At 70.5% G+C, this 13,599-nt stretch carries 5 protein-coding genes; all 5 read left to right on the top strand.

All coding sequences use genetic code 11. The features are described 5' to 3' along the window. The first annotated feature begins 54 nt into the window (after positions 1–54). The 5 genes from KHO18_RS12320 (at position 55) to malQ (ending at position 13,569) form a co-directional block, all read left to right on the top strand. On the top strand, positions 55–3,420 hold the full coding sequence (locus KHO18_RS12320; RefSeq protein ID WP_211943281.1) for an alpha-1,4-glucan--maltose-1-phosphate maltosyltransferase: 3,366 nt from the start codon (positions 55–57) through the stop codon (positions 3,418–3,420). Beyond that, entirely contained in the window at positions 3,417–6,821 is a 3,405-nt protein-coding gene (treS, locus tag KHO18_RS12315; protein ID WP_211943280.1) for a maltose alpha-D-glucosyltransferase, read from the top strand. Before KHO18_RS12320 ends, treS begins: the two co-directional genes overlap by 4 nt. After that, positions 6,808–9,093, top strand: a complete 2,286-nt coding sequence (glgB, locus tag KHO18_RS12310) for a 1,4-alpha-glucan branching protein GlgB (protein ID WP_244844738.1) — start codon at positions 6,808–6,810, stop codon at positions 9,091–9,093. Before treS ends, glgB begins: the two co-directional genes overlap by 14 nt. A gap of 67 nt (positions 9,094–9,160) precedes the next feature. Next, a complete protein-coding gene (glgX, locus tag KHO18_RS12305) occupies positions 9,161–11,350 on the top strand; it encodes a glycogen debranching protein GlgX (RefSeq protein WP_211943279.1) in 2,190 nt (729 codons plus the stop codon). After that, positions 11,347–13,569: a 4-alpha-glucanotransferase gene (malQ, locus tag KHO18_RS12300; RefSeq protein WP_211943278.1), complete on the top strand. Its 2,223-nt coding sequence runs from the start codon at positions 11,347–11,349 to the stop codon at positions 13,567–13,569. The genes glgX and malQ overlap by 4 nt, the downstream gene beginning before the upstream one ends. The last annotated feature ends 30 nt before the right edge of the window (positions 13,570–13,599 follow it).

The raw sequence follows: 13,599 nt of genomic DNA, 5'->3' as shown, positions 1-13,599 counted from the left end.
GCGTGCCGGGTCTGAATCGGCGCGCAGGTGGCGCCACGGCCAAGGACCTGTCACGTGCGAATCTGCCAACTGAACCTGACCGATTCCCGAACGGTGGACCCGGAAGCGCTCGCGCGCACCGCCACACTCGGTTTCGACCATGTATTGCTGGCCGGCTGGGCCATCCCACATATCCGCCCCGACCTCCTGGCATCGACCTTTGCGGCGTGCCGGTCACATGGGCTGCTTCCCCTGCTCGATCTCTCCCTGGACCGCTTTCCCGCTGAGGCGGCGGCCATGCACGATGGCTGGGTGGACCATGCCCGCCCCGCCGGCAGCCCGGACGCCACGGACAGCCACCTGCCCGGCGTGCGGCTGCGCTGGTACGACGAGGGGCTCGCCCCCGCCCTGGTGGCATGGTGGAGCGCCCAGATCCGCGAAGCGATCGATGCCGGCGCTGCCGGCTTCTGCTGCCGCGCGCCATCGCGCGTGCCGGGCCGGCATTGGGCAGAGATCATCGAGACCGCCGGGCGGGGCAGCAGCAAGAACGGCGGCGATCCCGTGTTCCTCGCCTTCACCCCCGGCACCCATCCGCAACAGCTGGCCGACCTGGCCCTCGCCCCGTTCGACGGCGCGTTCTGCTCGCTCCCGTGGTGGGACTACCGCAGCGCGTGGCTGACCGAGGAGATGGCGCGCCTGCGCCCCTTCGGCCGCGTGCTGGCCGCACCCGCGCTGGCGCCCGATGGCACTGACGTGCTGGCCGCCCGCCGCGCGCTGTGGACCGCCGCCGCCATTGGCGACGGGCTGATGGTGCCCGCCGGCTTCGAGACCGGCGCCCAAGGGAGCGCCCCCGAAGCACAGTCCGATGGCCATCCCGATGACATCGTCGATGCCCCCTACGACCTCACCCACGAGCTGATCCAGTGCAACGCGTGGCTGGCCGCGCGCGATCCCGCGCCGGCCGTCGCGGTCCGGCAGGTCAGCGGCCCGGACGCCCCCCTGACCGTGCTGGCCCGCCTGCCGCGCCACCTCGCTAATGGCTCCAATGGCTCCAATGGCGCCACCGGCCCCAGCGCGCTGACCGTGGTGCTGAACCCCAGCCCGATCGAGCCGGCCTCGTTCGGCGCGGACCGCGTGCTGAGTGCGCTGCCGCAGGCCGCCGCCACGCTGCGATCCGCCGATGGCGGCCCCGGCGGCACGCTACACGCCGCCAACCAGCTCGACCCCAGCGCGACCATCACCCTGGCGCCTGCCGATATCCGCCTGTATGAAGCGCTGCCGGTCAGCGCGCAGCCCCGCGCGCGCCGCAATGGCAGCGGCAATGGCAATGGCAATCACCGCAAGGCCATCGACCGCGACCTGGCCACCGCCATGCAGGCGCCGCGCGTCGCCATCGAGAACCTGGCCCCCACAGCCGACCACGGCCGCTTTGCCGTGCGCCGCACGGTGGGCGAGCGCGTGGAGGTCACCGCCGATATCTGGATGGACGGCCACGACAAGCTTGCCGCCGCCGTGCTGTGGCGCGCGCCGGGCGAGCAGGTCTGGCATGCCTCGCCAATGGAACCCGTCATCAACGACCGCTGGCGCGGCAGCTTCCCGATCGTGGCGCTGGGCCGCCATGAGTTCACTGTCGAAGCATGGCGCGATACCTTCGCGAGCTGGCTCGACGAGATCGGCAAGAAACGCAAGGCCGGCGTGGACGTGACGCTGGAGATCGAGGAAGGCGCCCGGCTGGTGGCCGCCACGCTGGACACCCCCGAGGGCAGCGCCATCCCCGATGCCGGCGCGCTGCTGGCAGAACTGAAAGCCGCCGCCGGCGACGACGCCCTGCGGCTCGAAATCCTGCTCTCCCCGCGCACCGGAACCGCCATGCACGCCGCCATGGACACGCCCGCCGGGCGCCCGTTCATCAGCCGCCACCCCACGGTGATGCCGGTGGAGGCAGACCGCCTCGCCGCCCGCTTCGCCAGCTGGTACGAGCTGTTCCCGCGCTCGGAAAGCGGCGACGAGAACCGCCATGGCACCTTCGACGACGTGATCCGCCGGCTGCCGGCCATCCGTGCGATGGGCTTCGACGTGCTCTACTTCCCGCCGATCCACCCCATCGGCCAGGCGCACCGCAAGGGCCGCAACAACAGCCTCAAGGCCGAGCCGGGCGACGTGGGCAGCCCTTACGCCATCGGCAGCGCCGAAGGCGGCCACGATGCCCTGCACCCGCAGCTCGGCACGTTCGAAGACTTCCAGCGGCTGCGCCGCGCCGCCGCCGACCACGGCCTGGAGCTGGCCCTCGACTTCGCCATCCAGTGTTCTCCAGACCACCCGTGGCTGCGCGAGCATCCCGAGTGGTTCTCCCACCGGCCGGACGGCACGCTGCGCTACGCCGAGAACCCGCCCAAGAAGTACGAGGACATCGTCAACGTCGATTTCTACGCGCCTCCGCCCGCCGGCGAGCATCTCTGGCAGGCGCTGCGCGACGTGGTGATGTTCTGGGCCGACCAGGGCGTGCGCATCTTCCGGGTGGACAACCCGCACACCAAGCCGCTGCCGTTCTGGGAGTGGATGATTGCCGACGTGCGCGCCAAGCACCCGGACACGCTGTTCCTGGCCGAGGCCTTCACGCGGCCCAAGATGATGGCGCGGCTGGCCAAGCTCGGCTTCTCCCAGTCGTACACCTACTTCACCTGGCGCAACACCAAGGCCGAGCTGACCGAGTACATGACCGAACTGACGCAGACCCCGCTGCGCGAGTTCTACCGCCCGCACTTCTTCGTCAACACGCCGGATATCAACCCGTACTTCCTGCACGACGGTGGCCGCCCGGCGTTCCTGATCCGCGCGGCGCTGGCGGCGCTGCTCTCCGGGCTCTGGGGCATGTACAACGGCTTCGAGGTCTGCGAGGGCGCGCCGCTGGTGCTGAACGGCGTGGAGCGCGAGGAATACCTCGACTCCGAGAAGTACCAGATCCGCGTGCGCGACTGGAACCAGCCGGGCAACATCGTGGCCGAGATCTCGCGGCTGAACCAGATCCGCGCCAGCCATCCGGCCCTGCAGGACCACCTTGGCGTGCGCTTCTACCACGCCAGCGACGACGCGGTGCTGTACTTCGCGCGCTACGTGCCGGCCGAGCCCGGTGGCCCTGCAGGAGGAGGGGGAGGAGGAGGACCCGGCGGCGGCAAACCGGGCAGCGGCCCCACCTTCGGCAGCGACGTGCTGCTGGTGGCCATCAGCCTGGACCCGCGCGCGCCGCGCGAATCCGCGATCGAACTGCCGCTGTGGGAGTGGGGCCTGCCCGACCACGGCACCCTGCAGGCCGAGGAGTTGATGTCCGGCCGCCGCTTCACCTGGACCGGCAAGGCCCAGCGCATCCGCCTGAATCCGCATGAACTGCCGTTCGCGCTGTGGCACGTCCGGCCCCAACAACAAACCGGAGATACGGCATGAAGCGCGCATCCGACCGCGTCAGCGCCGCCCTGCTCAACGCCGACCCGCTCTGGTACAAGGACGCGGTCATCTATCAACTGCACATCAAGTCGTTCTATGACGCCAATGGCGATGGCGTCGGCGACTTCGCGGGGCTGCTGGCCAAGCTGGACTATCTGGTCAACCTCGGCGTGGACACGATCTGGCTGCTGCCGTTCTATCCCTCGCCGCGCCGCGACGACGGCTACGACATTGCCGACTACCGCAACGTGCACCCGGACTACGGCACGCTGACCGAGGCGCGCCGCTTCGTTGCGGCGGCCCACGCGCGCGGGCTGCGCGTGATCACCGAGCTGGTGATCAACCACACCTCCGACCAGCACCCGTGGTTCCAGCGCGCGCGCAAGGCCAGGCCCGGCTCGGCGGCCCGCAACTACTATGTGTGGTCCGACAACGACCAGTCCTACGCCGGCACGCGCATCATCTTCTGCGACACGGAAAAATCGAACTGGAGCTGGGACGCCGAGGCCGGCGCCTACTTCTGGCACCGCTTCTATTCGCACCAGCCGGACCTGAACTTCGACAACCCGCAGGTGCTCAACGAGGTGCTGAGCGTGATGCGGTTCTGGCTCGATATCGGCATCGACGGCCTGCGGCTGGACGCCGTGCCCTATCTGGTGGAGCGCGAAGGCACGACCAACGAGAACCTGCCCGAGACGCACGAGGTCATCCGCAAGATCCGCAGCCACCTGGACGAGCGCTACGCCGGCCGCCTGCTGCTGGCCGAGGCCAATATGTGGCCGGAAGACGCCCAGCAGTACTTCGGCGGCGCGAGCGGGGGCGGCACGGCCGACACCACCGGCGCGGCCAGCCCGGACGGCGGCGTGGTGGGCGACGAATGCCACATGGCCTTCCACTTCCCGCTGATGCCGCGCATGTACATGGCCATCGCCCGGGAAGACCGCTTCCCGATCACCGACATCATGCGCCAGACCCCCGAGGTGCCGCCGAACTGCCAGTGGGCGATTTTCCTGCGCAACCACGACGAACTGACGCTGGAGATGGTCACCAGCAGCGAGCGCGACTACCTCTGGGAGGTCTACGCCTCCGACCGCCGCGCGCGCATCAACCTCGGCATCCGCCGCCGGCTGGCACCGCTGATGGAGCGCGACCGCCGCCGCATCGAGCTGATGAACAGCCTGCTGTTCTCGATGCCCGGCACGCCGGTGATCTACTACGGCGACGAGATCGGCATGGGCGACAACATCCACCTCGGCGACCGCGACGGCGTGCGCACGCCGATGCAGTGGTCGCCGGACCGCAACGGCGGCTTCTCCCACGCCGACCCCGAGCGGCTGGTGCTGCCGCCGCTGCAGGGGCCGCTGTACGGCTATGAAGCGGTCAACGTGGAGGCCCAGAACCGCGACCCGCACTCGCTGCTGAACTGGATGCGCCGCATGCTGGCCCTGCGCCGGCAGCATCACGCCTTCGGGCGCGGCACGCTGCGCTTCCTCTTCCCCGGCAACCGCAAGGTGCTGGCCTACCTGCGCGAGTTCGACGGCGAGCACGTGCTGTGCGTGGCCAACCTGTCGCGCGCGCCGCAGGCGGTGGAGCTGGACCTCTCGCAGTTCCAGGGCCGCGTGCCGGTGGAGATGCTCGGCGCCACGCCCTTCCCCGCCATCGGCCAGCTGACCTACCTGCTCACGCTGCCGCCGTATGGTTTCTACTGGTTTGTGTTGAGCGAGGACGCCCAGCCGCCTTCCTGGCACGTGGATGCTCCCGAGCAAATGGCCGATCAAATCACCCTGGTGCTCCAGAACAACGCTGGCCGCTCGGAACTCACCGAGTCCGCCCGCCGCGCGCTGACCACCGAAGTCCTGCCGATCTACCTCGCGCGCCGGCGCTGGTTCGCCTCGAAAGGCGACCGCATCGAGCGCGTGAGCGTGGCCTATGCGTGGCCGATCGCCCGGGTCGGCAACAACGAGGAGGTGTTCCACTGCGAGGTCGAGGTGACCCTGCCGGGCCGCGTCGAGTGCTACCAGCTGCCGGTGGCGCTGCTGTGGGACCGCGAGAACACCGAAGGCATGCCGCAACTGATGCACGGCCTGTCCATGGCGCGCGTGCGCCGGGGCAGCCGCGTGGGCGTGGCCACCGACGGCTTTGTGGTGGAAGCCTACGCGCGCGCCGTGGTCAAGGCCATGCGCGACGGCACCGAGGCGCCGACCCCGCACGGCGTGATCCGCTTCCTGCCCGAGCCCGGGCTGGCCGACGTCACGCTGGAGGACCAGCCCGTGCAATGGATGTCCGCCGAGCAGTCGAACAGCTCGCTGGCCTACGGCAACAACAGCGTGCTCAAGCTGGTGCGCCGCGTGGCGGGTGGCATCCACCCCGAAGCCGAGATGACGCGCTACCTGACCAGCCACGGCTACACGCACTCCGCGCCGCTGCTGGGCGAGGTGGTGCGCACCGGCGCCGACGGCACGCCGCATACGCTGATGCTGCTGCAGGGCTACATCCTCAATCAGGGCGATGGCTGGGACTGGACGCTCGACTACCTGAGCCGCCTGATCGACGACGCGATGCCCTCCGAAGACGCCGATGGCGAGTTCGTCGAGGCCATGGCCGGCTATTCGACCATGGTCGGCACGCTGGGCCGCCGCCTGGCCGAGCTGCACGCCGTGCTGGCCCAGCCCACCGACGAGGCCGCCTTCTCGCCTGAACCCGCCACCGAGGCCCAGGCCGAGGAATGGGCCGAGGGCGCGCTGCAGTCCCTCAACGAGGCGCTCGATTTGCTCGAGGCGCGCCGCGAGAACGCCACCGGCGCCTTCGCCACGGATATCGAAACGCTGCTCGCCGCGCGCGGCAAGCTGCCCAAGCTGGTGGCGCGGCTGGCGCAGGCCGCCCCGGGCAGCCTCCAGACCCGCATCCACGGCGATTTCCACTTCGGGCAGGTGCTGATCGCCCAGAGCGACACCTATATCGTCGATTTCGAAGGCGAGCCGCGCCAGCCGCTGGCCTTCCGCCGGCGCAAGACCTCGCCGCTGCGCGACGTGGCCGGCCTGCTGCGCTCGCTGGACTACGCGGCGGCCACGGTGGGCACGGACCGCCACGAGCGCACCCACGCCACGCTGCCGCCCGCGCTGGCGGAGCGCCGCGCGGCGCTGCTGGAGCGCTTCCGCAGCGCTGCCAGCCAGGCGTTCCTGCACTGCTACCAGCTGTCGATGCAGGCCGCGCCGCGGCACTGGGCCCAAGCTGGAGAAGCTGGGCAGATGGGACAGTTGCTCGACCTGTTCCTGCTTGAGCGCGCCGCCTATGAAGTGGGCTACGAAGCCGCCAACCGCGTGGCATGGATCGACCTGCCCACCAGCGGGCTGGCCCGGCTGGTCCGCAAGCTGCTGGGAGCCAACGATGGCACGAACTGATAGCGCCACGATGGAACCGGCCCCGACGCTGCCCGACGCCGTGATCGACGCCCTGCTGCAAGGCCGGCTGGCCGATCCGTTCGGCGTGCTCGGCCCCCACCGGGACGAGCACGGCGTGGTGGTGCGCGCCATCGCCCCCGGCGCCGAATCGGTCTCGCTGGCCGACCGGGCGGGCAAGCCGATCACCGCGGCTTCACCGATGACCGCGATGACTGCCCTGCACCCCGGCGGCGTGTTCGCCGGCCGCCTGCCCGACGCGGAGCCGCCAAAGCCGGGCGACTACCGCCTGCTGATCCGCTGGCCGGACGGCAACGAGCAATGCAGCGCCGACCCCTACGCCTTCGGCCTCTTGCTGGGCGATCTGGACCTGCACCTGCTCAACGAAGGCCGCCACCTCGAACTCGGCAACTGCCTCGGCGCGCAATGCCTGACCGTCGATGGCGAAGCCGGCGTGCGCTTCGCGGTGTGGGCGCCCAACGCCCAGCGCGTGTCGGTCATCGCCGATTTCAATGGCTGGAACCCGGTGCGCCACCCCATGCGCCTGCGCCACGGCGCCGGCATCTGGGAGCTGTTCATCCCGGAGGCGCTCGGCGCCCACGGCGGCAGCCGCTACAAGTACGACATCATCGGCGCGCACGGCCATGCCCTGCCGGACAAGGCCGACCCGGTGGCGCTGGCCACCGAGCCGCCGCCCGCCACGGCGTCCGTGGTGGCCTGCCGCGGCCACGGCGCCCCGCCGTTCCAGTGGAACGATCAGGCGTGGATGGACAAGCGCGCCCGCACCGATCCCTACGCCGCGCCGATGTCCGTCTACGAACTCCACGCGATGTCCTGGCAGCGCGCCGCCAATGACACCGCGCAAGGCTGGGAGATCCTGGCCGACCGGCTGGTGCCCTATATCCGCGATCTCGGCTTCACGCATATCGAGCTGCTGCCGATCACCGAGCACCCGTTCGGCGGCTCCTGGGGCTACCAGCCGCTGTCGCTGTTCGCGCCCACCTCGCGGCTCGGCCCGCCGGAACAGTTTGCTGCCTTTGTCGACCGCTGCCATCAGGCCGATATCGGCGTGATCCTCGACTGGGTGCCCGCGCACTTCCCCACCGACCCGCACGGGCTGGCCGAATTCGACGGCACGGCGCTCTACGAGCACCAGGACCCGCGCGAAGGCTTCCATCAGGACTGGAACACGCTGATCTACAACCTCGGCCGCAACGAGGTGCGCGGCTTCCTGCTGGCGGGGGCGGTGCACTGGCTCGAGCAGTTCCATGCCGATGCGCTGCGCGTGGACGCCGTGGCGTCCATGCTCTACCGCGACTACAGCCGCGAGCCGGGCCAGTGGGTACCCAACCGCTTCGGCGGGCGCGAGAACCTGGAGGCCGTGGCCTTCCTGCGCGACCTCAACACCATCGTCCACGAACGTTGCCCCGGCGCGCTGACCATCGCCGAGGAATCCACCGCATGGCCCGGCGTAACGGCCAGCGTGGCGTCCGGCGGGCTCGGCTTCGACTTCAAGTGGAACATGGGCTGGATGCACGACTCGCTGCGCTACCTGAGCCAGAACCCCATCCACCGTCCCTGGCATCACAACGAGCTGACCTTCGGCCTGGTCTACGCGTGGTCCGAAGCCTTCGTGCTGCCGCTTTCGCACGATGAAGTGGTGCACGGCAAGGGGTCGATGATCGGCAAGGCACCCGGCGACGACTGGCAGCGCTTTGCCAACCTGCGCGCCTACTACGGCTTCATGTGGACGCACCCCGGCAAGAAGCTGCTGTTCATGGGCGGCGAGTTTGCCCAATGGCGCGAGTGGAACCACGACGAGGAACTCGACTGGCCGCTGCTGGACCAGCCGCTGCACCGTGGCGTGCACTCGCTGGTGCGCGACCTGAACCGGCTGTACCGCGAGCTGCCGGCCCTCCACGCTCTGGATCACCGGCCCGAGGGCTTCCAGTGGATTGTCGGCGATGACCACCAGAACAGCGTCTTCGCCTACCTGCGCCGCGCCGCGCCAGACAGCCAGGAGGTGGTGCTGGTGGTGGTCAACATGACCCCCGTGCCGCGCGAGGGGTATCGCCTCGGCGTGCCGTTCGCCGGCGACTGGGAGGAATGCCTGAATACCGATGCCGGCTACTACGGCGGCAGCAACCTCGGCAACGGCGGCCGCGTGGAGGCGGCCAACGCGGCGTCGCACGGCCAGCCGGCCTCGGTCACGCTGACCCTGCCGCCGCTGGCGACGCTGGTTCTCCGCTACAAGCCGGATGGGCCACCCGGCTGACCCCTGCGCGCACGAGACCCCATCATCACGAGCCACCCAGAAAAACCAGAACAAAGGAGCCATGCACATGGCGATTGCCACCATCGACCGTCTGCTGCCCGGCAAGCCCTACCCCCTTGGCGCGCATTGGGACGGCCTGGGCGTCAACTTCGCGGTCTTCTCCGCCAACGCCACACGCATCGAGCTGTGCCTGTTTTCGCCCAATGGCCGCAAGGAGATCCAGCGCCTGTCGCTGCCCGAATGCACCGACGAGGTCTGGCACGGCTACCTGCCGCTGGCCCAGCCCGGCGTGCTGTACGGTTACCGCGCCTACGGCCCCTACGAGCCGACCCGGGGCCAGCGCTTCAATCCCCACAAGCTGCTGCTGGACCCGTACGCCCGGCTGCTGAGCGGGCCGGTGCGCTGGTCGGACGCGCTGTTCGGCTACCGGCTCAACAGCCCGCGCGCGGACCTGACGCCCGACCGCCGCGACAGCGCGCCGATGATGCCGAAGGCCGTGGTTGTCGACGAGAGCTTCTACTGGGGCGATGACCGCCCGCTGGACCGGCCATGGCCGGAAACCTCGATCTACGAGGTGCATGTGCGCGGCGCGTCCATGCTGCGCGAAGACCTGCTGCCGCACCATCGCGGCACCTTCGCCGCGCTGGCCGATCCGCGTTTCGTCGATCACCTGCACCGGCTCGGCGTGACGGCGGTGGAGTTGCTGCCGATCCACGCCTTCCTGCAGGACCGCTTCCTGGTGGAGCGCGGCCTGCGCAACTACTGGGGCTACAACACGCTGGCCTTCTTCGCGCCGGAGCCGCTCTACCTGTCCGCCAACGAGCTGCACGAGGCCAAGGTGGCCATCCGCCGGCTCCACGCGGCGGGCATCGAGGTCATCCTCGACGTGGTCTACAACCACACCTGCGAAGGCAACGAACTGGGGCCGACCATGTCCTGGCGCGGGCTGGACAACGCCAGCTACTACCGCCTGATTCCGGGCGACGAGCGCTACTACATCAACGACACCGGCTGCGGCAACACGCTCAACCTGTCGCACCCGCGCGTGCTCCAGATGGTGATGGACTCGCTGCGCTACTGGGTGGAGGCCTTTCACGTGGATGGCTTCCGCTTCGACCTGGGTAGTACGCTGGGCCGCGAGGCCACCGGCTTCGACCCCGGCGCGGGCTTCTTCGACGCCCTGCTCCAGGACCCGGTGCTGTCGCGCGTGAAGCTGATCTCGGAGCCGTGGGACCTCGGCCCCGGCGGCTATCAGGTGGGCAACCATCCGCCCGGCTTTGCCGAATGGAACGACAAGTTCCGCGACAACGTGCGCCGCTTCTGGCGCGGCGACGCCGGCCAGCGGGGCGAACTGGCCGCGCGGCTCACCGGCTCGGCGGACCTGTTCGACCGCCGCCATCGCAAGCCGTGGGCCAGCGTCAACTTCATCACCGCGCACGACGGCTTCACGCTGGCCGACCTGGTCAGCTACCACAGCAAGCACAACGAGGCCAACGGCGAGGACAACCGCGACGGCAACGACGACAACGCCAGCGCCAACTGGAGCCCGGACGGCAGCGTGGAAGGCCCCACCGACGACGAGCAGATCCTGGAGACCCGTGGCCGCGTGGCCCGGGCGATGATGGCCACGCTGCTGCTCTCCCAGGGCACGCCCATGCTCACCGCCGGCGACGAATGGGGCCGCAGCCAGCAGGGCAACAACAACGCCTACTGCCAGGACAGCCCGCTCTCGTGGCTGAACTGGGAGGACGCCGCCAACCCCGCCAACGCGCCGATGATGGCCTGCGTGAGCCAGTTGCTGGCGCTGCGCCGGCAGGTGCCGATGCTGACCGAGAACCGCTTCGTGCACGGCCGCTCGCGCCCGGCGCCCGGCGTGCCGGACATCGCGTGGTTCGGCCCCGATGGCAACGAGCTGTCGCCCGAGCAGTGGGCCAATGGCGAGGACCGCACGCTGGCGCTGCGCCGCGCCACGCACGGCAACGGCGAGGACGAGGTGGCCGTGATGCTGCTGTGCCTGAACGCCAGCAATGACGACGTGACCTTCCGCGCGCCGGCCCCCGGCGAGGACTGGCGCGTGCTGTTCGACAGCGCCGCGCCGGACGCCGGCGAAAGCCCGCTGCCGAACGGAGAGGGTGGAGAGGGTGGAGAGGGTGGCGAGGGTGGCGCCGGCCAGCCCAGCTACACCGTGGTGGCCCACGGCGTGGCCCTGCTGCTGGCCAGCGTGCCGAAGGCCCGCAAGGAGGAACCCCCGCGATGAGCCACGACGCCGACGCCCTGCTGCGGCTGGCCGAGCGTGCCGGCCTGCAGGCCCAGTGGCGCGATGCCTGGGGCCGGCCCCAGGCCCTCACCGAAGATGCCCTGCACGCGGTGCTGGCCGCGCTCGACCTGCCCTGCGACACGCCCGGCGCCTGTGAATCCTCGCTCGCGCGGCTGGCCGCCGACGACGCCGCCCATCCGCTGCCGCCGCTGCTCACCGCCGACCAGGGCCAGCCCGTGGCCGTGCCGTGGCCGCACACGCTGGCGCAGCGCCCTTATCGGCTGGAACTGGAGGATGGCCGCGTGATCGAGGGCATCGCCCGGCGCAATGCGGACGGGTTGATGGAAATCCCCCCGGTCGCGGACTGGGGCTACCACCGCCTGCTGCTGGGCGATGTGGCCACCACGCTGGCCGTGGCGCCGCCGCGCTGCTACGGCGTGGCTGATGCGCTGGCCGCCAATCCAGGCGCCGTGCAGGCGATCAAGCCGTGGGGGCTCTCCGTGCAGCTATACAGCCTGCGCCGGGGCGCGCCCACCGGGCTGGGCGACCTCACCACGCTGGCGCTGACCTGCGAGGCGGCCGCGCGTGAAGGCGCCGACGCGGTCGCCATCAACCCGCTCCACGCGGGCTTTGCCGGACTGCCGGCGCGCTACAGCCCCTATGCGCCGTCGAGCCGGATCTTCCACAATGCGCTCTACGCCGACCCCGCCGCCGTGTTCGGGCAGGACGCGGTGGATCAGGGCATCGCGGCGCTGAACATCGGCCACCGGCTCGCCGCCGCCGAGGCGCGCGATGAAATCGACTGGCCCACGCTGTCCGTGGCGCGCCATGCGCTGCTGCGCTGGCTGTGGGACCGCCACGACACGCTGCTTGGCGCAGACGCCCAGCAGGCCTTCGCCGCCTTCCGCGCGCGGGGCGGCAGCGGGCTGCTGGCCCATGCCTGCTTCGAGGCCATCCAGGCCAGCCTGCTGGCGCAGGCGAGCAATGACGATCAACGACAAGCGGCATCCGACTGGCGCCAATGGCCGGTCACCCTGCGCTCGCCAGACAGCCCGGCCGTGGCCGCCTTCGAGACCCAATATCCGCAGGAGATCGGCTATCACGCCTTCCTGCAATGGCTGGCCGCCCACGGGCTGGAGACCGCCCAGCAGCGCGCGCGCGCCGCCGGCATGGCCGTGGGGCTGATCGCCGATCTCGCCGTGGGCACCGACCCCGGCGGCAGCCACGCGTGGATGCGCCAGACCGAGATCCTCAACGGCTTCCACGCCGGCGCGCCGCCAGACGTCTACAACCCGCTCGGGCAGGACTGGGGCGTGGCGGTGTTCTCGCCGCGCGGGCTGCGCCGCAACGGCTACGCCGCCTTTGTCGAGATGCTGCGCGCCAACCTCGCCCATGCCGGCGGGCTGCGCATCGACCACGTGCTGGGGCTGGCGCGGATGTGGCTGGTGCCAGCCGGCGCGCCGGCCACGGCGGGCGCCTACCTGACCTATCCGCTGGATGACCTGCTGCGGCTGGTGGCGATCGAATCGTGGCGGCAGCGCGCCATCATCATCGGCGAGAACCTCGGCACGGTGCCGGAGACGCTCAACACGGCACTGGCCGCGCGCGGCGTGATGGGCATCGACGTGCTGTGGTTCGAACGCCAGCCGGCGGACGAGGATGGCGAAGACACGGAAATCCCCGCCCCCTTCCTGCCGCCCGGGCAATGGCCCGCCCAGGCGGTGGCCACCACCACCACGCACGACCTGCCGACCATCGTCGGCTGGTGGGCCGGAAACGACATCGCCTGGCGCGCGCGGCTGCATCAACTGGGCGAGGGGGAGACCGAAGCCGGCCTGATGGCGATGCGCGCCGCCGAGCGCACGGCGCTGTGGCAGGCCATGTGCGCGGGCGGCGTGGTCGATGATGTCGATGTGGTCGATGGTGCCTATGGTGCCTATGGTGCCTATGGTGCCTATGGTGCCTATGGTGCCTATGGTGCCGAGCCCGACGCGGCATCCGCCCCCGTGGAAGCGGTGCTGCGCTGGCTGGCCCGCGCCCGGACCCCGCTACGGCTGGTGCCCGTGGAAGACCTGCTAGGCGCCGCCGAGCAGCCCAACCTGCCCGGCACGGTGAACGGGCATCCCAACTGGCAGCGCCGGCTGGACGCCGATGTGCGCGAGCTCTTCGATCATGCGGAGGTGCGCGTGCGCGTGGCGGCGGTGCGGGGGGATGGCTGAGATGGGCGTGGTTGGCAGGGACGGCCTCGT

This window comes from Cupriavidus campinensis, from assembly GCF_905397395.1.
Taxonomy (GTDB): domain Bacteria; phylum Pseudomonadota; class Gammaproteobacteria; order Burkholderiales; family Burkholderiaceae; genus Cupriavidus; species Cupriavidus campinensis.
The sequence above is the reverse complement of the archived record's forward strand: the minus strand, read 5'-3'. Positions and strand labels throughout refer to the sequence as shown.

Coding starts and splice junctions, on each gene's coding strand:
- glgB (WP_244844738.1), top strand. CDS start 6,808: ATGGCACGAACTGATAGCGCCACGATGGAACCGGCCCCGACGCTGCCC.
- glgX (WP_211943279.1), top strand. CDS start 9,161: ATGGCGATTGCCACCATCGACCGTCTGCTGCCCGGCAAGCCCTACCCC.
- treS (WP_211943280.1), top strand. CDS start 3,417: ATGAAGCGCGCATCCGACCGCGTCAGCGCCGCCCTGCTCAACGCCGAC.
- malQ (WP_211943278.1), top strand. CDS start 11,347: ATGAGCCACGACGCCGACGCCCTGCTGCGGCTGGCCGAGCGTGCCGGC.